24 protein-coding genes are annotated in these 21,344 nt (G+C 71.6%); 8 read left to right on the plus strand and 16 right to left on the minus strand.

Translation table 11 applies throughout. The features are described from left to right. Window positions 1-112: 112 nt before the first annotated feature. The 14 genes from BT341_RS38755 to ffh all read right to left on the minus strand — a co-directional run bounded on the left by BT341_RS38755 (window position 113) and on the right by ffh (window position 11,420). On the minus strand, window positions 113-1,624 hold the full coding sequence (locus tag BT341_RS38755; protein WP_072480949.1) for a YifB family Mg chelatase-like AAA ATPase: 1,512 nt from the start codon (window positions 1,622-1,624) through the stop codon (window positions 113-115). Further along, window positions 1,624-2,001, minus strand: coding sequence for a YraN family protein (locus tag BT341_RS38760; RefSeq protein ID WP_072482421.1), 378 nt, complete (start codon window positions 1,999-2,001; stop codon window positions 1,624-1,626). The genes BT341_RS38755 and BT341_RS38760 overlap by 1 nt, the downstream gene beginning before the upstream one ends. Before the next feature lie 263 nt (window positions 2,002-2,264). Next, window positions 2,265-2,588, minus strand: a complete 324-nt coding sequence (locus BT341_RS38765; RefSeq protein ID WP_003096226.1) for a DUF2469 domain-containing protein — start codon at window positions 2,586-2,588, stop codon at window positions 2,265-2,267. Further along, window positions 2,585-3,427: a ribonuclease HII gene (locus BT341_RS38770; RefSeq protein ID WP_072480950.1), complete on the minus strand. Its 843-nt coding sequence runs from the start codon at window positions 3,425-3,427 to the stop codon at window positions 2,585-2,587. Before BT341_RS38770 ends, BT341_RS38765 begins: the two co-directional genes overlap by 4 nt. Before the next feature lie 88 nt (window positions 3,428-3,515). Continuing rightward, window positions 3,516-4,454: a signal peptidase I gene (gene lepB, locus BT341_RS38775; RefSeq protein ID WP_072480951.1), complete on the minus strand. Its 939-nt coding sequence runs from the start codon at window positions 4,452-4,454 to the stop codon at window positions 3,516-3,518. A 31-nt stretch (window positions 4,455-4,485) separates the two neighbouring features. Continuing rightward, a complete protein-coding gene (gene rplS / locus BT341_RS38780; RefSeq protein ID WP_072480952.1) occupies window positions 4,486-4,854 on the minus strand; it encodes a 50S ribosomal protein L19 in 369 nt (122 codons plus the stop codon). Between the two features lie 133 nt (window positions 4,855-4,987). Then, the gene (gene trmD, locus BT341_RS38785) at window positions 4,988-5,767 is read right to left on the minus strand and encodes a tRNA (guanosine(37)-N1)-methyltransferase TrmD (protein ID WP_072480953.1); all 780 of its coding nucleotides are present in this window, start codon (window positions 5,765-5,767) and stop codon (window positions 4,988-4,990) included. A gap of 1 nt (window position 5,768) precedes the next feature. After that, on the minus strand, window positions 5,769-6,281 hold the full coding sequence (gene rimM / locus BT341_RS38790) for a ribosome maturation factor RimM (protein WP_072480954.1): 513 nt from the start codon (window positions 6,279-6,281) through the stop codon (window positions 5,769-5,771). 21 nt (window positions 6,282-6,302) lie between these two features. After that, on the minus strand, window positions 6,303-6,542 hold the full coding sequence (locus BT341_RS38795; protein ID WP_003103110.1) for an RNA-binding protein: 240 nt from the start codon (window positions 6,540-6,542) through the stop codon (window positions 6,303-6,305). Then, entirely contained in the window at window positions 6,539-6,976 is a 438-nt protein-coding gene (gene rpsP, locus BT341_RS38800; RefSeq protein ID WP_072480955.1) for a 30S ribosomal protein S16, read from the minus strand. The genes BT341_RS38795 and rpsP overlap by 4 nt, the downstream gene beginning before the upstream one ends. A 159-nt stretch (window positions 6,977-7,135) precedes the next feature. Further along, complete coding sequence (locus BT341_RS38805; protein ID WP_072480956.1) at window positions 7,136-7,936, minus strand: CPBP family intramembrane glutamic endopeptidase; 801 nt, start codon at window positions 7,934-7,936, stop codon at window positions 7,136-7,138. Between the two features lie 103 nt (window positions 7,937-8,039). Beyond that, entirely contained in the window at window positions 8,040-8,765 is a 726-nt protein-coding gene (locus BT341_RS38810) for a CPBP family intramembrane glutamic endopeptidase (RefSeq protein WP_072480957.1), read from the minus strand. A 46-nt stretch (window positions 8,766-8,811) separates the two neighbouring features. Further along, window positions 8,812-9,888 (minus strand): amidohydrolase family protein, encoded by a 1,077-nt coding sequence (locus tag BT341_RS38815; RefSeq protein WP_072480958.1) that lies wholly within the window; start codon window positions 9,886-9,888, stop codon window positions 8,812-8,814. Continuing rightward, entirely contained in the window at window positions 9,885-11,420 is a 1,536-nt protein-coding gene (ffh, locus tag BT341_RS38820; RefSeq protein ID WP_072480959.1) for a signal recognition particle protein, read from the minus strand. The genes BT341_RS38815 and ffh overlap by 4 nt, the downstream gene beginning before the upstream one ends. A gap of 196 nt (window positions 11,421-11,616) precedes the next feature. Between ffh and BT341_RS38825 the strand changes: the two genes are divergently transcribed. Continuing rightward, window positions 11,617-13,407, plus strand: a complete 1,791-nt coding sequence (locus BT341_RS38825; protein WP_072480960.1) for an ABC transporter ATP-binding protein — start codon at window positions 11,617-11,619, stop codon at window positions 13,405-13,407. Window positions 13,408-13,416: 9 nt separating this feature from the next. After that, window positions 13,417-13,881: a MarR family winged helix-turn-helix transcriptional regulator gene (locus tag BT341_RS38830; RefSeq protein ID WP_072480961.1), complete on the plus strand. Its 465-nt coding sequence runs from the start codon at window positions 13,417-13,419 to the stop codon at window positions 13,879-13,881. Window positions 13,882-14,157: 276 nt separating this feature from the next. Here BT341_RS38830 and ku read toward each other — a convergent pair whose 3' ends face one another. Then, entirely contained in the window at window positions 14,158-15,030 is an 873-nt protein-coding gene (gene ku, locus BT341_RS38835) for a non-homologous end joining protein Ku (protein WP_072480962.1), read from the minus strand. Window positions 15,031-15,080: 50 nt separating this feature from the next. Beyond that, window positions 15,081-15,449, minus strand: a complete 369-nt coding sequence (locus tag BT341_RS38840; protein WP_072480963.1) for a hypothetical protein — start codon at window positions 15,447-15,449, stop codon at window positions 15,081-15,083. A gap of 121 nt (window positions 15,450-15,570) precedes the next feature. Here BT341_RS38840 and BT341_RS38845 point away from each other — a divergent pair, with 121 nt between their 5' ends. The 6 genes from BT341_RS38845 (at window position 15,571) to BT341_RS38870 (ending at window position 21,340) form a co-directional block, all read left to right on the plus strand. Beyond that, complete coding sequence (locus tag BT341_RS38845; RefSeq protein WP_072480964.1) at window positions 15,571-16,158, plus strand: TetR/AcrR family transcriptional regulator; 588 nt, start codon at window positions 15,571-15,573, stop codon at window positions 16,156-16,158. 23 nt (window positions 16,159-16,181) lie between these two features. Continuing rightward, entirely contained in the window at window positions 16,182-16,934 is a 753-nt protein-coding gene (locus BT341_RS38850; protein WP_072480965.1) for a glucose 1-dehydrogenase, read from the plus strand. 416 nt (window positions 16,935-17,350) lie between these two features. Next, on the plus strand, window positions 17,351-18,655 hold the full coding sequence (locus tag BT341_RS38855) for a GGDEF domain-containing protein (RefSeq protein WP_072480966.1): 1,305 nt from the start codon (window positions 17,351-17,353) through the stop codon (window positions 18,653-18,655). Between the two features lie 69 nt (window positions 18,656-18,724). Then, window positions 18,725-19,327 (plus strand): TetR/AcrR family transcriptional regulator, encoded by a 603-nt coding sequence (locus BT341_RS38860; RefSeq protein WP_177328999.1) that lies wholly within the window; start codon window positions 18,725-18,727, stop codon window positions 19,325-19,327. Then, window positions 19,327-19,986 (plus strand): VC0807 family protein, encoded by a 660-nt coding sequence (locus tag BT341_RS38865; RefSeq protein WP_177329000.1) that lies wholly within the window; start codon window positions 19,327-19,329, stop codon window positions 19,984-19,986. Before BT341_RS38860 ends, BT341_RS38865 begins: the two co-directional genes overlap by 1 nt. Continuing rightward, a complete protein-coding gene (locus BT341_RS38870; RefSeq protein WP_072480969.1) occupies window positions 19,979-21,340 on the plus strand; it encodes an FAD-dependent oxidoreductase in 1,362 nt (453 codons plus the stop codon). The genes BT341_RS38865 and BT341_RS38870 overlap by 8 nt, the downstream gene beginning before the upstream one ends. Window positions 21,341-21,344 lie beyond the last annotated feature (4 nt).

The following is a 21,344-nucleotide window of genomic DNA, read 5'->3' on the forward strand; positions in this document are numbered from 1 at the left end:
ACCCGCTTACGGAAGTCCCGTGCGGAGCCGGTTCGGGAAGTCGCGATGGCCAGGCACCGCCCAGTGATCCCAGCGAGGAGCGGCCGCCGCAGGAACGCGCACATCCGCGGACTCATGCCTCCACCCGCTCACGAAACGCCAGTGCCGAACTGATCTGGTCGGCTCCCGGGCGGTCTTCGCCGTCCAGGTCGGCCAACGTCCATGCGATGCGCAAGCACCTGTCCGCTCCTCGGCCGGTCAGGGCTCCGCGGTCCATGGCTCGGTCGAGCAGGACCGTTGCCTGCCGAGGTAAGGGGAACTCACGCCGCAGCGCTGGTCCCGGCACCTCCGAGTTGGACTGCCAGCCGTACTCGCGCCAGCGGTGTGCCGCGCGCTTGCGGGCCTCCAGCACCCTCGCCCTGACGACTTCCGACGGCTCCGCCGACCCTGTGTCGTGTGCGCTGATCGCCGTCAGCGGTCGTAGCCGGACTCGCAGGTCCACGCGATCGAGCAACGGGCCCGAGAGGCGGGCGAGGTAGCGGCGGCGGGCCGTCGGTGAGCACACGCAGTCGGCATCCTTCGGAGGCGCGCAGGCGCACGGATTGGTCGCGAGGACGAGCTGGAACCGCGCCGGATACGTGATCGCCCCCCGGACTCGCGCGATGCGTACCTCGCCCTCTTCGAGGACCGTCCGCAGCGACTCCAGGCACTGGGCGCCGAACTCGCAGACTTCGTCGAGGAACAGCACGCCACGGTGAGCGCGGCTGATGGCGCCCGGCGAGGCGATTCCGCTTCCGCCGCCGATCAGCGCCGCTATGGAGATCGAGTAATGCGGTGCCACGAAGGGTGGGACGACGACCAGGGGCGACGACTTCGACAACGAGCCGTCGACCGAGTGCACCGCCGTGACTTCCAACGACTCCTCGGGCGACAGCAGCGGCAGCAGGCTGGGCAGGCGCTTCGCCAGCATCGTCTTGCCCACCCCGGGCGGTCCGGTGAGCAGCAGGTGGTGGCCGCCCGCGGCGGCGACCTCGAGGGCCCAGCGCGCCTCGGGCTGGCCGACGACGTCGGCCAGGTCCGGCACGTGGGGTGGCGTCGCCGGCCCCGGCGGTACTGGATGGGCCAAGTCGGCTTCGCCCTGCAGCCAGGCGACGAAATCGCGCAGGTGGACCGCTCCGACGACGTCGATGCCGTCCACCAGCGACGCCTCCGCCAGGGAGTCCGCCGGGACGACGGCACGCTCGTAGCCGGCCGCGCGTGCCGCCAGCAGGCCGGGAAGGATGCCCCGGACCTCGCGGACCCGACCGTCCAAGGCCAACTCGCCCAGCAGCACAGTGCCGAGCAGCCGGGTTGCCGGCACCGCTCCTGTCGCCGCGAGGACGGCCGCCGCGATACCGAGGTCGTACGCCGAGCCGACTTTCGGCAGGTTCGCCGGCGACAAGCCGAGGGTGACCTTGCCGTCGGGCCAGGGCTGCCCGGAGTTGCGGACCGCGGAGCGGACGCGGTCCTTGGCCTCGCGCAATCCCGCGTCCGGGAGACCGACGAGGGTGACGCGGCTCAGCCCGCCGCCCAGGTCGGCTTCGATTTCGATCACCCGGCCGTCGATTCCGAGGAGCGCGGCCGACCAGGCTTTGGCGATCGGCATCAGAACGCCGCCTCGATGTGCTGGACGCGGGGGCGCTTGCCCGGCTCGGCGAGGACCGTCACCACGTCGTAGCGGACCGGGCACCAGCCGATCCGGAACTCGCGTAGCCACCTTTGCCCGGCGCGACGCACGCGGCCCGCCTTCTCTTCCGTGACCGTCTCCGACGGGAGGCCGAACTCGGTGCCCGTCCGGGTCTTCACCTCGCAGAACACCACCCGCGTGCGGTCGGTCAGGATCAGGTCGATCTCGCCCTCGCGACAGCGCCAGTTGCGGCCGAGCAGGACGAGGCCGCGGTCCTGCAGGTGCCGCGCCGCGAGGTCTTCGCCCCACGCGCCCAGGTCGCGGCGGTGTCTTGCGAGCTGGTCGGTGCCCGTCATCTGTTCGCCCCTCGTCGGTGCGCCGGTCACCGGGGCGGTCCCGGCGATCACGGTGCGTGTGCGTTCGACGATGCCAGGCCGCGGAACGGCGGATCCAGTCCCGGATCGCCGCTCTGTGGACAACCGGGGGAATGTGGACAACCCGTCCACCGGGTGCCGCGGGACGCCGGAAATGTCGGCTCCCTGTGCTATGGCGCGCTCGTCCCAGGGCAAAAAGAACCGGCCCATCCGCAGCTGCGGATGGGCCGGCCGGAAACCGGGGTTCAGCCCGAGAACGGGCCGTCCTCGGGCAGCCGGAGGTCCGGCTTGTCGAGCTCTTCGACGTTGACGTCCTTGAACGTGATGACGCGGACGTGCTTGACGAACCGGGCCGGGCGGTACATGTCCCACACCCACGCGTCGGACATCCGGACCTCGAAGTACACCTCGCCGCCGCCGTCACGCACCTGGACGTCCACCGCGTTCGCCAGGTAGAACCGCCGCTCGGTCTCCACCACGTACGAGAACTGGCCGACGATGTCGCGGTACTCGCGGTACAGCGAGAGCTCCATCTCGGTCTCGTACTTCTCGAGATCCTCTGCGCTCATGAAATCCGCGCCCCTCCTCGGGATCGTGCTGCCGCTCCGCCGGCGGAGCGTTCATTGTGACCCACACCCGCGGCCGGGGCAGCCAGCGGCAGGCTGAGTTGTGGCTCGAGAGCCTCGTCGAGCGCCGCGGCCAGCCCCGCGGACGCGCCGGTCTCCATCGCCTTCTCCAGCGCCGCGTAGGTCAGCAGGACCGGCCGTTTCGGCCGCAGGCCGTGCTTGATGGCCACCGTGGCGACGTTCGTGTACGACCAGCGGTGGACGTCGCTGGGGCCGTGTTCGCGCAGCGCCGCCAGGTGATCGGTCGTGCTGTAGCCCTTGTGCACGTCGAAGCCGTAGTGCGGGAGGTCGTCGTGGTAGCCGGCCATGATGCGGTCGCGCGTCACCTTCGCCAGCACCGACGCCGCCGCGATGCACGCCACCGACCGGTCGCCCTTGATCACCGCCGCGTTCGGGGCGGTGAGGCCCGGGACGCGGAACCCGTCGGTGAGGATGTAGCCCGGAGACACGCGCAGCGCCGCCGCGGCGCGCCGCATGCCCTCCAGGTTCATCACCCGGATGCCGTACAGGTCGACCTCGGCGGTGGGGATGACGATCACCGAGTAGTCGACGGCCCGGGCGAGGACCAGGTCGTACACCCGGTCGCGCGCCTTGGCCGTCATCAGCTTGGAGTCCGTCAGCTCGGTCAGCTTCGCCGCGTCGCCCTGCTTGAGCACGCAGGCCGCGACCACCAGCGGCCCCGCGCACGCCCCGGCACCGGCTTCGTCCACACCGGCCACCGGGCCGAGGCCACGACGGTCGAGCGCGCCCTGCAGACCCCAGAAGAGGTCGCCGCGCACCACGGCCCGCGGTGGCCGGATCGGCTCGGCCGCGGTGAGGGGAACGGGAAGAGTCAAGGCTGGATCACCCGTCTGCCGCACGGATGGGTCGCTAGCGGTGCCGCCCGGCCGCCCGGCGCAGTCCGGACTTGAGCTTGCGTCCCAGGAACAGCGCCGGCCACGCCGCCGCGATCCCGGCCCCGAGCGGGAACCCGCTCTGCCACGCCGGCGCGCCGAGCGCCACCGGCTGGGCTGACTCCTGCGGGTTGTGGTCGCTGATCCCGCCCCACCGGCTCGGCGGCAGGACGATGATCCGCGCCTTGCCGATGATGTTGTCGACGGGCACCGCGCCGTTGACGCCGCCGCCGCCCTGGAACCGGGAGTCGTCGGAGTTGTTCCGGTTGTCCCCCATGACCCAGACCGTCCCGGCCGGGACCTTGACCGGCTCGAAGGTGTGCTCGGTCTGGTTGGCCGCGTCTTCCCAGTGGACGTACGGCTCGTCGAGCGCCTTGCCGTCCACCACGACCCGGCCCTGCGTGTCGCAGCACTGGACGGTCTGGCCGCCGACCGCGATCACGCGCTTGACGAAGTCGCGCTCGTCCGGCGGGGCGAACCCGACCAGCGAGCCGAGACCGCGCAGGCCGCGGACGATGATGTTGCTCGACTCCTGGGGCGGGACCTCGTTGTTGGTCCACGCCGGCGGGCCCTTGAAGACGATCACGTCGCCCGGGGAGGGCTCGGTGAAGTCGTAGGTCACCCGGTCGACGAGGATCCGGTCGCCGGTGCAGCCGGGACACCCGTGCAGCGTGGCCTCCATGGACCCCGAGGGGATCATGAAGACCTTCGCGAGGAATGTCTGGATCAGGATCGTGAGCACCAGGGCGATCACGAGCAGAATCGGCAGTTCCTTCCAGAACGACCGTTTCTTGGCGGGCTTGGCTCGCCGCCGGCGGGATCCCCCGCGCTCCTCGGAGCGGGACAGCCTGGGCTTGTCCTCCTCGGAGCGGTCGGGGTCGTCCTCGGGAGCGTTCTGGGACACGGGTTCGGCCACGTCGTCAGGCTACCGGTAACCGGGTGGTGACTCAGTTAGCCGAGGCCGTCTCGCGGTTCTCGCGGCGCTCCTTGATCTTGGCGGCCTTGCCGCGGAGGTCGCGCAGGTAGTACAGCTTCGCCCGGCGGACGTCACCGCGCTTGAAGACCTCGATCGAAGCGATGTTCGGCGAGTGCACCGGGAAGGTGCGCTCGACGCCGACGCCGAACGAAACCTTGCGCACGGTGAAGGTCTCCCGGATGCCGCCGCCCTGACGGCGGATCACGACGCCCTGGAAGACCTGGTTGCGCTCGCGGTTGCCCTCGATGACGCGGACACTCACCTTGAGCGTGTCGCCCGGGCGGAAGTCCGGGATGTCGGAACGCAGCGACTGCTTGTCCAGCGCGTCCAGGGTGTTCATCGGTGGTCCGTCCTCGTCTTCGGTATGGCTTGCGTACAGATCCCGGGCGCGCAACGGTGCCGCTGCGGGCGACCCGGGGGGCTGATGGCGGGCTCGTGGACGAGGAGGTCCACTCACGCCAACCTGTCAAGTATTACAGACCGGGATCGGACCGGGAGAACCGGCCCTCGGCCTGCTCGGGGTCCAAGCCCTCGAGGACCCCGAGATCGTGCTCGTCGAGACTACCTTCCGGCAGCCGGGCCAGGAGATCGGGGCGGCGGCGGGCCGTCCGCTCCAGTGCCTGGTCACGCCGCCAGCGGTCGATCAGCGCGTGGTTGCCCGACCGCAGCACCTCCGGCACCGCCAGGTCCCGCCACACCTCCGGGCGCGTGTAGCTGGGCCCTTCGAGCAGGCCGTCGGAGAACGAGTCCTCGGCGGCCGACCGCGCGTTGCCGAGCACGCCCGGGAGCAGCCGGACGACGGCCTCGACGATGACCAGCACCGCCGCCTCGCCGCCGACCAGCACGTAGTCGCCGATGGACACCTCGTCGACCGGCATCCGGCGGGCGGCGTCGTCGACGACCCGCTGGTCGATGCCCTCGTACCGGCCGCAGGCGAACACCAGGTGCTTTTCCGCCGCGTAGGCGTGGGCCAGCTCCTGGGTGAACGGCTTCCCGGCCGGTGTCGGCACGACGAGCCGCGTTCCGGGACCGCAGACGTCGTCCAGCGCCGGGCCCCAGATCTGCGGCTTCATGACCATGCCGGGGCCGCCGCCGTACGGCGCGTCGTCGACCGCGCGGTGCACGTCGTGGGTCCAGTCGCGCAGGTCGTGCACGCCGACCTCGATGAGGCCGCGGTCGATCGCCCGGCCCAGCAGCGCGGCGCGCAGCGGGTCGAGGTACTCGGGGAAGATCGTGACGACGTCGATCCGCATCTCAGGCGTCCAGGAGCCCCTCTGGCGGGTCGAGCACGACCCGGCCGCCCGCGACGTCGACCGTGGGGACGATGGCGCGGACGAACGGCACGAGCGCCGAGCGGCCGTCCACGTCCAGCTCCAGCAGCTCGCCCGCGGGCGAGTGGACGACCTCGACGACCTTCCCCACGACCGTGCCGTCGAGCAGCTCGGCGCGCAGGCCGGCCAGCTCGTGGTCGTAGAACTCGTCGGGGTCCTCGGTCGGCGGCAGCGCGTCCGTGTCGACGGTGAGGAGGGCGCCCCGCAGCGTCTCGGCGACGTCGCGGGTCTGGACCTCCTCGAAACGCACCAGCAGCCGCCCGCTGTGTTCGCGGGCGGCTGCGATGGTGAGTTCCCTTTTGCTGCCGTCACGCAGCTTCGTCGTCACGGCCGCACCGACGCGGAACCGCTCGTCCGGCGAGTCCGTGCGCACGTCCACGGCGAGTTCGCCACGGATGCCGTGCGCCTTGGCGATGCGGCCGACTACGACGTCCATCCTGACCGTTCCGGTAAAGGCTCAGCGGTCGGTGTCGACGACGTCCACGCGGACGCCGCGGCCACCGATGCCACCCATGACGGTGCGCAGGGCGGTCGCCGTGCGGCCGCCCCGGCCGATCACCTTGCCGAGGTCATCGGGGTGCACGTGCACCTCGAGCGTGCGGCCACGGCGGGTGGTCAGCAGCTCGACCCGGACCTCGTCCGGGTTGTCGACGATCCCGCGCACCAGGTGCTCGAGGGAGTCAGCCAGAAAGCTCACTCGGCCTTCTCACCCTCGGCCTCGGCCTTCTCGGCGTCGGACTTCTTCGGGGCCTTCTTCTTCGGCGTGGTGGCCTCGGTGGAGGGCTCCTCGCCGGCCGCGGCCAGCGCCGCGTTGAACAGGTCCTGCTTGGACGGCTTCGGCTCGGCCACCTTCAGGGTGCCCTCGGCGCCCGGCAGGCCCTTGAACTTCTGCCAGTCACCGGTGATCTCGAGCAGGCGCTGGACCGGCTCGGTCGGCTGCGCGCCGACACCCAGCCAGTACTGGGCGCGCTCGGAGACGATCTCGATCAGGCTCGGCTCTTCCTTCGGGTGGTACTTGCCGATCGTCTCGATGGCCTTGCCGTCCCGGCGGGTGCGCGCGTCGGCGACGATGATGCGGTAGTACGGCGCACGGATCTTGCCGAGGCGCTGCAGCTTGATCTTGACGGCCACGGGTGTGGGTTCTCCTCGAATCTCTCTGGTGCTGGGCTGGGCGCACGCGGTCCGAGTGGGGACACGGTCGCGGGCACCCGAAGGTCAGGAGCTTTCGCACGGTGAGAGGGTCCGGCGGAAGCAGGCAGTGGACCATTCTGCCAGATGGCACCCGCGCACTCAGAAAGAGGCCACCCCGAGCGCCCCGAGCAGGATGGTCAGCGCCGGGAGGAAGTTGTTCACCTGGTGCGCGACGATACTGCCCGGCAGCCGCCCGGTGACGAGCCGGGCCAGGCCGATCGGCACCGCGATGACCAGCAGCAACGTCGTCCGCAGCGGCTCGAGGTGGCTCGCCGCGAACACCGCCGTCGACAGCAGGAACGCCGCGACGCGGCCCCACCGCTCGCTGCGCCACTGCAGCTGCTCGGCGGCGCCCCAGAGCAGGCCGCGGTAGATGATCTCTTCGCAGATCGGGCCGAGCAGCCAGAGGTAGACGAACATCACGATGGCCGCCGAGACCGACATCTTCCGGTCCTCGACCAGCGCGCTGATCGCGGACGTCGCGTTGGCGTCGCCGACCAGCCGCGTCCACAGGTACGCGCCGAGGGTGGTGAAGACGAGCCCGACGCAGCCGTAGCGGAACCCGGTGCGCACGTCGGCCCAGCGCCACTCGAGCCGCAGGTCGGCGACGGGTCCGTTGCCGCGCACGAAGGTGATCAGCACCGCGACGCCGGCCGCGATCATCGTCGGCAGCATGGTGCCGAGCAGCACGACGCGGATCGGCAGCGGGCCGGGGCCGGTGTCGCCGACGAGCGCCGACACGAACGCCGCCGACGCCAGCAGCACGGCCTCGACGAGCAGGAAGGCCCCGAAGCCCCACCGGTGCCGCCGCGGGGGCGGGAGGAACGCGGTCGCGGCGGGCTCCTCGGGATCGGGGAACGTGGTGTCGGGAGCCGGGTCCCGGGGCTGGGAAGTGGTCACGCCTTGCCCTCCGCGATCGCTCGGCTCCTGCTGGCGAGCCTAGCCGCCGGGATGTGATCGCACAGTATCCGCCCGACTACCGTCCATCGGTCTTCGCAATGCCTCAGTGCGCGACGAACAGCAGCACCGCCGGCGGCAGGTTGTTGGCCGCGTGCGCGATCACCCCGGCGCTCACCCGGCCGGACAGGTGCCGGGCCAGCCCGATCGCGATGCCCTGGCCGAAGAGGGCGATGGTGCGGGTCGGCTCGCCGTGCAGCTGGGCGAACACGAGCGAGGTGAGCACGAGCACGACCCACGGCGGGATCCGGTGGAACGACAGCGCGTTCCACAGGGTGCCGCGGACCAGCAGCTCCTCGGTGATCGGGGCGCCGGCGATGACGATCACCGCGGCGAGCACCAGCCAGACGGTGTCGCCGTCGAAGGTGTCGGCGAGGTCGGTGAGCGGGCTGTCGGAGACGTCGTCGGCGCCGTAGACGGCGATCAGCATCAGGTTGAGCAGGTAGCCGACCACCAGCGCGAGGGTGCCGCAGGCGAGGCCGATCCGGACGTCGCGCCAGGTCGGCGTGAGCCCGAAGTCGGCGCGCAGCCCGCGGCCCCAGCGCCACGAGCCGGCCGCGGGGCCGAGGCCGAGCAGCAGGTTCGGCACGAACGCCAGGAGCAGCAGCGGGCCGATGTCGTGCAGCTCCAAGGGGTCGAACTCGCCGACGTTGCGGTTGACCGCGGCGGCGATCAGCAGATTGACGAGGTAGTAGCCGGCGATCCCCGCGAAGAACGCCACGAAACACCAGTGCGCCCCCAGCACGCGCCGTGCGCCGTCGTCGTCCGTCACGGTCCCAACGCTAAAGTGCCGACCCCGCAAGGAAAACAGCGGGGGTCTAGGCGTACACGACACCGCCGAGCACGATGTGCTCCGGGTGCCGCAGGACACCGAGGTCCGCGCGCGGATCGCTCGCGTAGACGAGCAGGTCGGCGGGTGCGCCGTCGGTGATGCCGGGGTGGCCGAGCCAGTCGCGGGCGGCCCAGGACGCGCTCGCGAGAGCCTGCTCGCGCGTCATGCCCGCGCGGTGCAGTGCCTCGATCTCGTCGACGAGCCTGCCGTGCGCGACCATGCCACCCGCGTCACTGCCCGCGAAGACGCGTACGCCCGCTTCGACGGCCGTTGCGACCATCTCGCCGACGCCGGCGTGCAGGGCCCGCATGTGTGCCGCGTATGTCGGGTACTTGCCCGCCTTGTCCGCGATGCCGGGGAAGTTCTCGATGTTGATGAGCGTCGGCACGAGTGCGACGTCGTGACGCGCCAGTTCCGCGAGCTGGTCGGCGCTCAGGCCCGTGCCGTGCTCGAGGCAGTCGATGCCGGACGCGATCAGCCCGGGCAGCGCGGCTTCGCCGAACACGTGCGCGGTGACGCGGGCGCCGTTGTCGTGCGCGACCTTGACCGCTTCGGCCAGGACGTCGTCCGGCCACAGCGGCGCGAGGTCGCCGGCACGGCGGTCGATCCAGTCGCCGACCAGCTTGACCCAGCCGTCGCCGTCACGGGCCTGCTCGGCGACGGCTCCGGGCAGCCGTGCCGGGTCGTCCAGCTCGATGCCCAGGCCCGGGATGTACCGCTTGGCCAGGGCGAGGTGCCGTCCGGCGCGGATGATCGTCGGCAGGTCGGCGCGCTGCTGCAGCGGCCGGACGTCGATCGGCAGGCCGCAGTCGCGGATGAGCAACGTGCCCGCGTCCCGGTCGGTGATCGCCTGCTCGGTCGCTTCTTCGAGCGAGACCGGGCCACCGACGCCGATGCCGGGGTGGCAGTGCGCGTCGACCAGGCCGGGCACGAGGAAGACGTCCCGGCCCAGCGTCTCGGCACCGGGCACCGGCTCGAACGAGATCCGGCCGCGGGTGATCCACAGCTCGCGGGTCTCGCCGCCGGGCAAGACCACCCCGGCGGCGTGGAGCGCCGTGCTCAATTGTCCTTCGGGTTCTTCGGCAGCTTGAACTTCGACGGGTCGAAGCCCGGGACGTCGTTCATGCCGCCCAGCTGTGACAGGTCGGGCATGCCACCCGGCATCCCGCCGCCCGGCGGCAGCATCGGCATGCCGCCGGGGAAGCCGCCGCGGACCTTGGGCGGGGTCGGGCCGCGGCCCTTCTTGCCCTTCTTGCCCTTGCGGGACTTCGAGCCGCCCCCGCCGCCGAAGCCGAACCGGCCGGCCATCTGGGCCATCATCTTGCGGGCCTCGAAGAACCGGTTGACCAGGTCGTTGACCTCGCGGACGGTGACGCCGGATCCGTTGGCGATGCGCAGCCGCCGGGACCCGTTGATGATCTTCGGGTCGTCGCGCTCGGCCGGGGTCATGCCGCGGATGATCGCCTGCAGCTTGTCCAGGTGCTTGTCGTCGACCTGGGCGAGCTGGTCCTTCATCTGGCCCGCGCCCGGCAGCATGCCGAGCAGGTTGCCGATCGGGCCCATCTTGCGGACCGCGAGCATTTGCTCGAGGAAGTCCTCCAGGGTGAGCTGGCCGCTGGAGAGCTTCTCGGCGGCCTTCTCGGCCTGCTTCTGGTCGAAGGCCTGCTCGGCCTGCTCGATCAGGGTGAGCACGTCACCCATGCCGAGGATCCGCGACGCCATCCGGTCCGGGTGGAAGGTGTCGAAGTCCTCGAGCTTCTCGCCGTTGGAGGCGAAGAGGATCGGCTGGCCGGTGATCTCGCGGACGCTCAGCGCGGCACCACCGCGGGCGTCGCCGTCGAGCTTGGTGAGCACGACGCCGGTGAAGCCGACGCCGTCGCGGAACGCCTCGGCCGTGGTGACGGCGTCCTGGCCGATCATCGCGTCGACGACGAACAGGACCTCGTCGGGGTCGACCGCGTCGCGGATGTCCGCGGCCTGCTTCATCAGCTCTTCGTCGACGCCCAGCCGGCCCGCGGTGTCGACCACGACGACGTCGTGCTGCGCGTGCTTGGCCTCGGCGATGGCGCGGCGGGCGACGTCGACCGGGTCGCCGACGCCGTTGCCGGGCTCGGGCGCGAAGGTGACGACACCGGCGCGCTCGCCGACGACCTGCAGCTGCGTGACGGCGTTCGGGCGCTGGAGGTCACAGGCGACCAGCATCGGCGCGTGGCCCTGTTTCTTCAGCCACAGCGCGAGCTTGCCGGCGAGCGTCGTCTTGCCGGCACCCTGCAGACCCGCCAGCATGATCACGGTCGGCGGGGTCTTGGCCAGGTTGAGCCGCCGGGTCTCGCCGCCGAGGATCGCGACGAGCTCCTCGTTGACGATCTTGATGACCTGCTGCGCGGGGTTGAGCGCCTGGGAGACCTCGGCACCCTTCGCGCGCTCCTTGATCCTCGCGATGAAGGTCTTGACCACGCCGAGGGCGACGTCGGCCTCCAGCAGCGCGATGCGGATCTCGCGCGCGGTGGCGTCGATGTCGGCGTCGGACAGCCTGCCCTTGCGCGTGAGCGTCTGCAGGGCGGCGGTGAGCCGATCGGACAGGGTGTCGAACACGGGTGTGCACGCTCCAGCTGGGTCGAGAGTGGCGCGCCGGGCGAGGCCGGCCCTCCCGAGGGTAGTCGCTCCGGCTTCCCCGGCTCACGGGTACGCGAAGTTCGCACAGGCGTTTGGTACACGCTCATGTAGTAGTTAGTGGCCCACTCTGGGAAAACGCTTGGTTGTGGCGCACCAAATCAGTAAACATACGTGTATGACTTTCGCGACCAGACCCCGGCCGTCGCTCGCCGAACCGGCCGCCGACGCCGACGAACCGGTCCCGCTCCGGCGGATCGCCGGGCTGTTCCGCCCGCACCGCGGGGCCATGACGGCGCTGTTCGCGCTGATCGTGGTGCAGGCGGGCCTCGGCGTCACCTCGCCGTTCCTCCTGCGCGAAATCCTCGACGACGCCCTGCCGGACCGCGACACCCTGCTGCTCAGCCTGCTGGCAGGCGGGATGATCGCCTGCGCCGTCGGCAGCGGCGCCCTGCAGGTGGCGACCACCGGGCTGTCCAACACGATCGGGCAACGCGTGATGAACGAGCTGCGCGTGTCGGTCTACGGCCATCTGCAGCGGATGTCGCTCGGCTTCTTCACCCGGACGAAGAGCGGCGAAGTGCTCTCGCGGGTGTTCAACGACATCGGCGGCGTCGACAACGTGATCACCACGACCGCCGGGTCGATGGTGCAGAACCTGACCACGACCACCGCCATCGTCGTCGCGCTGATCGCGCTCGACTGGCAGCTCGCGGCGCTCTCGCTCGTCGTCGTGCCGTTGTTCCTGCTGTTCACGCTGCGCCTGGGCAAGAAGCGGCGGAACCTGGCCCGCGGCCGGACGCGGCGGATGGCCCGGCTGACGACGATGGTCGAGGAGTCGCTGTCGGTCACCGGCGTGCTGCTGGCCAAGACGATGGGCAACGAGCGGGCGATGCGCGAGCGCTTCGGCGCCGAGTCGCGGGAGATCGCGGCGCTCGAGCGCGCCGCCGCGCTCGCCGGGCGCTGGCAGCTCGCGTCGCGGGCGATGAGCCTGACGGTGATCCCGGCGCTGGTCTACTGGATCGCCGGGGTCGCGCTGGCGAACGGCGCGTCGCCGATTTCGCTCGGCACGGTCGTGGCGTTCACCAGCATGCTCAACCGGCTGGTCGCGCCGGCGAGCGCGATGCAGACGATCGGGCAGAACGTGGCGACGTCGAAGGCGCTGTTCGGGCGCATCTTCGAGGTACTGGACCTGCCGGTGGAGATCAGCGACAAGCCGGGCGCGCGCGAGCTGGTGGTGCGCCGCGGCGACGTCGCCATGCGCGGCGTCTCCTTCCGCTACGGCGAAGACGGGCCGCTGACGCTGACGGACATCGACCTCGACGTCCCGGCCGGGACCACGACCGCGCTCGTCGGCTCGACCGGCTCGGGCAAGACGACGCTCGCCTACCTGGTGGCGCGGCTGTACGAGGTGACCAGCGGATCGGTGACGATCGACGGCGTCGACGTCCGGGACGTGACGCTGGCTTCGCTCGCGGCGGGCGTCGGGATGGTGTCGCAGGAAACTTACCTGTTCCACGACACCGTGCGGGAAAACCTGCGCTTCGCGAAGCCGGACGCGACCGACGAGGAGATCGAGCGGGCCGCGAAGGCCGCGCACATCCACGACACGCTCGCCGCGCTGCCCGAGGGCTACGCCACCGTCGTCGGCCAGCGGGGCTACCGGTTCTCCGGCGGCGAGAAGCAGCGGATGGCGATCGCGCGGATCCTGCTGCGCAACCCGCCGGTGCTCATCCTCGACGAGGCGACCAGCGCGCTGGACACGAGCACCGAACGCTCGGTGCAGGCCGAGCTGGACCGGCTGGCCGCGGGCCGCACGACGCTGACCATCGCGCACCGGCTGTCCACTGTGGAGCGTGCCGACCAGATCGTGGTGCTGCACGAGGGCCGGATCGTCGAACGCGGGACGCACGAGCAGCTGCTGGCGCGCGACGGGCGGTATGCCCGGCTCGTGCGGGGAACCGCCTAACCTGGGGGCATGCAGCCCGAACCCGACGTCGCTTCACCGGTCAGCGCGGACCCCGAGCTGGCCGACCTGGCCTGGCGGGTGCGCGAAGGCGTCGGGCGGCTCAACTGGCGGATGCGCGCGGAGCGGGACCCCAACGGCCCGGGCCCGGCGGTGCTGGCCGTGCTGAGCAGGCTCTACCGGGCGGGCACGCACACGCCGACCGAGCTGGCCGAAGCCGAACGGCTGCAGCCGCAGTCGCTGACCCGGATCCTCGCGTGGGTGACCGAACGCGGGCTGGTCACGCGCTCGCCGGACCCGGAAGACGGGCGCCGCTCGCTGGTCAGCATCACCCCGGACGGGCTCGCGGTGCTGCGGGAGTACAGCGTCCGGCGGGAACGCTGGCTGGCCGGTGCGATCGAAGCGACCCTCTCGCCGACCGAGCGGCAGCTGCTGAAGCTGGCGTCGGACCTGATGCTCCGGGTCGCGGACGCCTGAAAGCCGCCGCGGAGACCCCTCGTCTCCCCGCGGCGGCTTTCGCGGCTCCCCCTCGTGTCGCGCCGCCTCCCCGCGGTGCGGCACGGGTTCCGGGCACGGGCCGCTCCTCCCTCGGCCCGCCCCGGAACCCTGGTCCCCGGACGGCTCACCTCCCCAGGGGCCGTCCGGTTCTCCCCCCTCACCAGCGGTCCGGTACCCGCTGGCAGGACGAAGTCTGCCGCTCCGGGACCCCGGTCAGCAGTGGAAGAACCCTCAATTACCCGTGGGTAGTAATACTCAAGACGTCTTCGCGCGCCCGCGGCTCGCGGCCCGCTTCGCCGCCGTACGCGCCTTCGCGGCCCTCGCCGCCGCGGCTTTGGCCTTCGCGACGGCCGCGTTGCGCGTGTCCTCGGCTTCGGATGCCGACTCCTGCAAGGCGGCCAGCAGCCGCGTCACGCCCTCCGCCTGTTCGGCGGCCGTCGGCTGGACGACCTCCGCGCCGTCGATCTTGGCCTGGACCAGCGCGTGGAAGGCTTCGCGCCAGCGGTCCGGGTACCGGGCGGGGTCGAACCCGCCGGTCAGCTCCTCGACCAGGCTCACCGCGCGCCGCAGCTCGCCCGGCCGGATGTCGACGTCCGCGTGCTGGAACGGGAAGTCCGGCGCGCGCACCTCGTCCGGCCACCGCATGGTCTCCAGGACGATCACCTGGTCACGCACCCGCAGCGCGCCGAGCGTCTCGCGGCGGCGCAGCGCGACGGTGACCAGCGCGGTCCGTCCGGACTGCTGCAACGCCTCGCTGAACAGCACGTACGGCTTGGTGCCCGCCGGCTCCGGCTCGAGGTAGCAGCTCTTGGCGAACCAGATCGGGTCGACCTCGGCGAGCGGCGCGAAGCCGCGGATGGCGATCGTGCGGCCGGGCATCGGCAGCGACGCGAGTTCGTGGTCCGACAGCAGGACGACGTCGCCACCGGGAACGGGGTACCCGCGGATGATCTCTTCGGGTGGTACTTCGGCGCCGTCGACCTCGCAGACCCGCTTCACCCGGATCCGGCCGCCGTCGGCCTCGTGGACCTGATGCAGCGGGAGTTCGCGATCCTCGGTGGCGCTGAACGCCTTCACCGGAATGGCGTAGCTGCCGAACCCGATCGTGCCCGTCCACACCGCCCGCATGAGCCACCTCCGCAGCTCCAGGCTAGGCAGGCGGCCGCGCACGCCGACAGCTACAAACGGGTGTCAGGCGCGACGGATTCGCTCACACATTCGAACGACGGCGTGACCTCGTCCAGCGCTTCGGCCGAACAGCGGGCGGCGATGGCCGCCGCGCGGAGTACTTCCGTGACCACCTCGACGTCCAGCGGCGGCGCCGCGGCGAGCGCGTCCGTTCCGCCCTCGACCCGGGCGGCGAGGCCGGCGAGCGCGTGCGAGATGGCTTCCTGGCCGGCGACCAGCTGGGCGACGACGTCGGTGAGTTCGGCCATGGTGGCGCCCGGGCCGCCGCCGGACAGGCCGGCGGCGAGATCCTCCGCGCAGGAGCGGAGGTGGCCGGCGACGACCGTCAGTGGCAGCGTCAGCCGCGGCGAGTCCTGCATCGCTCACCCCCTCGGGCCGGTCAGAGCAGCCATAGTGCCACCGCACGAGCCGTGACCGGACGCGACACACCGCTCGACGTTTATTTGACCGATCGTTCTCGTTAAGACTAAGGTGTGGATCATGTCCCGGGTCAAGGAGTTCGACGTCGACGAAGCGTGCGACGCCGCGCTCACGCTCTTCCGGCGTCAGGGCTACGAAGCGACGTCGGTCAGCGACCTCGTCACACACCTCGGCGTCGCGAAGGCGAGCCTCTACGCCACCTTCGGCACGAAGCACGACTTCTACGTCACGGCATTGAAGCGCTACGCCGAGCGGGCCGACACGCGGGTGATGACCGAACTGTCCGCACCCGGGTCGGGCGTGGCGGCGGTGCGGCGGCTTTTCGACGGCTACCGCAGGGAAATCCTCGGCGACGAGACCAGGATGGGGTGCTTCGTCGTCAACGCGGCGATCGAGCTGCTCCCCCGCGATCCCGAGGTCGCACGGCTGGTCGAACGCAGCTGGGACACCCTGGAGGTCGCGCTCACCATGGCGTTGGAACGGGCGAAGGCCCAGGGCGAGCTTCGCGGCGGAAGCGACCCGGCGACACTCGCGCGCTTCCTGCTCACCGTGCTCCAGGGACTGCGCGTCCTGGGCAAGGGCACCGACGCGGCGGACCGGCTGGAAGCGGCCGTCTCGCAGGCGATGCGGGTTCTCATTCAAGACTGATCGAACCAGAAAGAAGGCACACCATGGGGGCACGGTTCACGGGCAAGGTCGTCCTGGTGACCGGCGGCGGCTCGGGCATCGGACGGGCCACGGCGCGGGCGTTCGCGGCCGAAGGCGCGACGGTGGTCGTCGCGGGCCGGGACGAGGGACGGCTCGCGTCCGCGGTGGCGGAGATCGGCGGCGACGCGAGCGCGGTCACCGTCGACGTCACCGATTCGGCGGACGTCGCGCGGATGGTGGAAACGGTCGTCGCGCGGCACGGCGGGCTGGACGTCGCGTTCAACAACGCGGGCATCCTCGGCTCGCCCGCGCCGGTCGCCGACCTCGGCGAGGACGACTTCGCCGCGGTGCTCGGCACGAACGTCACCGGGACGTGGCTGTGCCTGAAGCACGAGGTGGCGCACATGCGGGCGCACGGCGGCGGCGCGATCGTCAACATGGCGTCGAACATCGGCGCGCACGGGCGGCTGCCGAACATGGCGGCCTACGCCGCGTCGAAGGCGGCGGTGAGCGCCCTGACCCGCACGGCGGCGCGCGACCACATCGCCGACGGCGTCCGCATCAACGCGGTCAGCCCGGGAGCCACCGACACGGACATGTCGCGACGTCCCGGCGAGACCGAGACGGACCGCGCCGCGCGGCTGAAGAACGCGATCCCGCTGGGCCGGGTGGGGGCGACGGCCGAGGTGGCCGCCGCGGTGCTGTGGCTGGCTTCGGACGAAGCGGCCTTCACCGTCGGGCACGACCTGGTGGTCGACGGCGGCGCGACCGCCTGAGCGGCCCCACCCGGACCCGCGGCCGGTCAGGACTCACGGTTGCGCATGGTGACGTTCCCCTCTCCTGCTGGGACGGACTGGGCACGGCGAGTTCAGGACTCGCGGTTACGCACGGCGGTGCTCCTCTCAGGACGCTCGGACAGGCGGCGACGGCTCACGACTCGCGATTACGCACAGCGCTCTCCTCTCGGCGCGATCCGGGCAAGCGACGATTCAGGACTCGCGATTACGCACGACAGCACTCCTTCCGGGCGAACCGGCACATCAACACTCACGGGGTTTCACGACTCGCGGTTGCGCATGGCGGCGGCCTCCCTTCACTGCTCCGATCGTGTGGCAATCATCGATCGCGGCCGCCCGATGTGGTGGGGTGGACGCGGATCGTCGGATCACCCAGGGGGTGCACCGCCTTGAGTATGGACGGCGCCCGTCCGGCCGAACCCCGCGTGGGCCGGATCCGTGGGGCGCTGAATCCTGCTCGCTGGACCCTCTGGCGGCAGCGCGGATCACTGATCTTCTACTGCTTCCTCGTCGAGTCCGTGGCGCTCGTGGCCACCGTCCGGACCGCCGTCACGGTGCCCGTGCGCGGCTGGGACCTGTTCGTCTTCGGCGTCCTGGCCGGCCTCGGCGTCCTCCAGGCGGAGCTGGGCAGGCAGATCGAGCGCGTCCGGCGGCTCGTGTCCGACACCCCGCACATCAACCTCACGTCGGTCTGGACGTTCGCCGGCGTCCTGCTCCTGCCGCCCGCGCTCGGCACGGCGCTGGTCGCCGTCCTCTACCTGCACCTGGCGACGCGCAGCCTGGCGCGGATCAAGCGGGTCCCGCCGTTCCGGACCACGCTCAACGCGACGCTGGTCGTCATCACCTGCTACTCGGCCGACTTCGTGCTGAGCCGCCTCGGCGTGCCGGACATGTACGCGGCCCTGACGGCGGGCTGGCGCGGCGTCACGGCCATCGCGCTGGCCGCGGTGACGTACTTCGTCGTCTCGGCGATCACGATCGTCCCAGCGCTGACGATCACGAAGCGCTCGGTGACGGCGTTCTTCGGCGGCCTCGGCGACAACCTCCTCGAGGTCGCGACGCTCTGCCTGGGCCTGCTCACCGCGTTGACGCTGGCGACGCTGCCCGCGCTCGCCGTCGCGATCGTGCCGCCGCTGCTGGTCCTGCACCGTGCGGTGCTGATCAAGCAGCTGGAGATCGCGGCGACGACCGACGAGAAGACGGGCCTGTTCAACACGACCGGGTGGCATCTGCTCGCTTCGCGCGAACTGGCGCGTGCCCAGCGCAGCACGCGAAGCACGTTCGGCGTGCTGATGATCGATCTCGACCACTTCAAGTCGATCAACGACGAGCACGGCCACCTGGCGGGTGACGCGGTGCTGCGCGCGGTCGCGGCGACGATCAAGAGCGCGGTCCGGGACTACGACTCGGTCGGCCGCTTCGGCGGCGAGGAGTTCGTCGTGCTGCTCCCGGACATCAGCCCGGCGGCGGCGCTCGCCGTGGCCGAGCGCATCCGATCCGCGATCGAAACGCTGAAGGTCGAGTACGAGGACGGCAGCCGCGTCCGGGTGATCGGCGACCTGTCGGCCTCGATCGGCGTGGCGACCTACCCGGACGGCGGCACGGCTGTCGACCGCCTGCTGCAGGCGGCGGACAAGGCCCTGTACCGCGCCAAGGACGCTGGCCGCAACCAGGTCGTCGACGGCACCGCGACCGCCTGACATCTGTCCCGAAAACCGAGTCAGACCAGCGCGTTTGCCGATTTTGCTCGGTTGAGCTAAATTTTGCTCATGCGAGCAAGAACGTTCACCGAGTCCGGCCGGCGAGCCCAGATCGTGCGGGCGGCGATCGCCGTGATCGCCGAAGCCGGCTACCTCAAGGCGTCGTTCAGCCGGATCGCCAAGCACGCCGGCCTGTCGAGCACCGGGATGATCAGCTACCACTTCGCGGGCAAGGACGACCTGCTCAAGGCGTGCGTCACCGAAATCGAAGAGATCACCGGGGCGTTCATGCAGCCGCGCATCGACGCGGCCGTCGGCCACGTCGCGCAGCTGCGCGCCTACGTCGAGGCGAACGTCGAGCTCGTCGGTGAGCACCCCGCCGAGGTCAAGGCGCTGATCGACCTCGTCAAGAACGCCGGTTCGCAGAGCGACGCCGTGAACGGGCGGCTCGCGTTGTTCGAAGAGCACTTCCGCACCGGGCAGGCGGCCGGCGTCTTCGGCTCCTTCGACCCCCGGACCGCGGCGGTCTCGTTCACCGCCGGGCTCGACGCCGTCGTCGCCACCGCGGCCGCGGCCGGGACCGGCCCCGCCGAGCTCACGCGCATTGGGCGCGAGCTCGCCGACCTCTACGTGCGGGCGACCGCACCCGAATCCGCTGGGGGATCCACGTGATGATCGAAGCCAAGACCGGACCGGACGCCGGCCTGCGCCGGGTCGTCCGCGCCAACGTGCTGGCCGTCGTGTTCGAGGTCGTCGTGCCGATGGCGCTGTTCTACGGCCTGCGCGCCGCGGGCGTGAGCCAGTGGTGGGCGCTGATGGCCGGGGTCCTCGTCGCCGCGCCGTACGTGCTGTGGACCATCGCCCGCAACCGCAAGATCGACGTCGTCGCGCTGGTCACGCTGAGCGTCCTGGTGCTGTCGGTCGTGCTCGGCCTGCTGTCGGACGACCCGCGCACGCTGGCGATCCGCGAAGGCTGGACAGCGGCGCTGGGCGGGCTGTTCGGCGCGTGGATGCTCGTCTCGGTCTTTCTCGGCCGGCCGGCGCAGCTGACCCTCGGCCGCACGATCGCCGAGGTCAAGCGAGGTGCGGAAGGCGCGGCCGCGTGGGCGGCCCGCTGGGACACCGACCCGCGGTTCCGGCGCGGGCTGCGCGTCAACACGGCGGTGTGGGGCGCGGTCCTGCTGGCGAACGCCGTGGTGCACGTCGTGCTGGTCTACGCGCTGCCGATCGACCTGATCTCGCTGGTCACGACCGTCGCCTGGTTCGGCTCGCTGGCCTTGCTGATCACCTGGCACGTCTGGTACCTGCGCAAGGAGAACCTCGATGCCTGACGTCCTCGTCGCGGGCGCGGGCCCGACCGGCCTGCTGACCGCGTTCGAACTGGAGCGCGCCGGGCTCGACGTGCTGGTCCTGGAGCGCGACGCGGTGCCCACCACGCAGTCGAAGGCCCTCGGCCTGCAGCCCCGATCGGTCGAGCTGCTGGCCGACCGCGGCCTGCTCACCGCGATCGAGCCACACGTTCAGGCGAAACTGCCGGCCGGGCACTTCTCCGGCGTCCCGATCGGCTACAGCGACCTGTCGACGCGCTTCCCGTACCAGCTGGGCGTGGAACAGGTGCACGTCGCGGCGGCGATCGAGGCGCGGTTGCGCACCCCCGTGCTCCGCGGCGCGGCGGTCACCGCCGTGACGCAGGACGACGACGGCGTCACGGTCACCGCGGGCGGCCGCGAGCACCGCGCCGGGTGGCTCGTCGCCGCCGACGGCGGGCACAGCACGGTCCGGACGCTGCTGGGCGCCGCGTTCCCCGGCCGTCCGGCACGGGTCTCGCTGGTCGTCGCCGATCTCACGCTGGCCGCCAAGCCCGCCGGCCTGGCCGAAGACTGGCAGCTGCCGTCCCAGGGCTCGGGTTACCTGCTGCCGCTCTCGGGCGGCCGCTACCGGACGGTGGTCTTCGGCGAGGAGCAGCAACGGCTTGGTCGCGACGAGCCGGTCACGGCCGGCGAGCTGCAGCGGGCGCTGACCGCCGCGCACGGGCCGGGGGTCGTCGTGGGTGAGGTGCTGTGGGCGTCACGCTTCGGCGACGCGTCCCGGCAGCTGGAGCGCTACCGCCACGGCCGGGTGCTGTTCGCCGGCGACGCCGCGCACATCCACCTCCCGGTGGGCGGCCAGGGGCTCAACCTGGGCCTGCAGGACGCTGCGAACCTCGGCTGGAAACTGGCCGCGACGATCCGGGGCACGGCGCCGTCCGGCTTGCTCGACACCTACCACGGCGAACGCCACCCGGTCGCGGCACGCGTCCTGGTCAGCACCCGGGCCCAGGCCGTGCTCGGCGTGCCCGACCCCGACGCGGCGGCCGTGCGCGAGGTCGTCATGGGGCTGCTGGCCGTCCCGGAGGCGCGCCGCGCGGTGGCCATGGAGATCTCCGGGCTCGGGCTGACGTATCCGGGCGTCGCGGAACGCGCCACGGACGTCCCGGCGGCACCGGACGGCCGTGCCGTACTGGTCGGCGCGGCGCTACCGCCGGGGTGGGCGGACCGCGTCGAGACACGTGCCGGGGCCGGGCCGCGGCTCGTCCGGCCGGACGGTTACGTCGTCTGGGCCGGCGGACCGGGTCTCGAAGAGGCGTTGCTGCGGTGGCTCGGGACCGGGCGTCCCGTCGTCGGCGCCACCGGCTCGGCGTCGTGACCGG

Source organism: Amycolatopsis australiensis (assembly GCF_900119165.1).
GTDB classification, from domain to species: Bacteria; Actinomycetota; Actinomycetes; order Mycobacteriales; family Pseudonocardiaceae; genus Amycolatopsis; species Amycolatopsis australiensis.

What these genes read in the sequence shown, in the direction of transcription:
- BT341_RS38755 (WP_072480949.1), bottom strand. Translation starts at nt 1,624, where the DNA reads ATGCCGATCGCCAAAGCCTGGTCGGCCGCGCTCCTCGGAATCGACGGC.
- BT341_RS38760 (WP_072482421.1), bottom strand. Translation starts at nt 2,001, where the DNA reads ATGACGGGCACCGACCAGCTCGCAAGACACCGCCGCGACCTGGGCGCG.
- BT341_RS38765 (WP_003096226.1), bottom strand. Translation starts at nt 2,588, where the DNA reads ATGAGCGCAGAGGATCTCGAGAAGTACGAGACCGAGATGGAGCTCTCG.
- rplS (WP_072480952.1), bottom strand. Translation starts at nt 4,854, where the DNA reads ATGAACACCCTGGACGCGCTGGACAAGCAGTCGCTGCGTTCCGACATC.
- trmD (WP_072480953.1), bottom strand. Translation starts at nt 5,767, where the DNA reads ATGCGGATCGACGTCGTCACGATCTTCCCCGAGTACCTCGACCCGCTG.
- rimM (WP_072480954.1), bottom strand. Translation starts at nt 6,281, where the DNA reads ATGGACGTCGTAGTCGGCCGCATCGCCAAGGCGCACGGCATCCGTGGC.
- BT341_RS38825 (WP_072480960.1), top strand. Translation starts at nt 11,617, where the DNA reads ATGACTTTCGCGACCAGACCCCGGCCGTCGCTCGCCGAACCGGCCGCC.
- BT341_RS38830 (WP_072480961.1), top strand. Translation starts at nt 13,417, where the DNA reads ATGCAGCCCGAACCCGACGTCGCTTCACCGGTCAGCGCGGACCCCGAG.
- ku (WP_072480962.1), bottom strand. Translation starts at nt 15,030, where the DNA reads ATGCGGGCGGTGTGGACGGGCACGATCGGGTTCGGCAGCTACGCCATT.
- BT341_RS38840 (WP_072480963.1), bottom strand. Translation starts at nt 15,449, where the DNA reads ATGCAGGACTCGCCGCGGCTGACGCTGCCACTGACGGTCGTCGCCGGC.
- BT341_RS38845 (WP_072480964.1), top strand. Translation starts at nt 15,571, where the DNA reads ATGTCCCGGGTCAAGGAGTTCGACGTCGACGAAGCGTGCGACGCCGCG.
- BT341_RS38850 (WP_072480965.1), top strand. Translation starts at nt 16,182, where the DNA reads ATGGGGGCACGGTTCACGGGCAAGGTCGTCCTGGTGACCGGCGGCGGC.
- BT341_RS38855 (WP_072480966.1), top strand. Translation starts at nt 17,351, where the DNA reads ATGGACGGCGCCCGTCCGGCCGAACCCCGCGTGGGCCGGATCCGTGGG.
- BT341_RS38860 (WP_177328999.1), top strand. Translation starts at nt 18,725, where the DNA reads ATGCGAGCAAGAACGTTCACCGAGTCCGGCCGGCGAGCCCAGATCGTG.
- BT341_RS38865 (WP_177329000.1), top strand. Translation starts at nt 19,327, where the DNA reads ATGATCGAAGCCAAGACCGGACCGGACGCCGGCCTGCGCCGGGTCGTC.
- BT341_RS38870 (WP_072480969.1), top strand. Translation starts at nt 19,979, where the DNA reads ATGCCTGACGTCCTCGTCGCGGGCGCGGGCCCGACCGGCCTGCTGACC.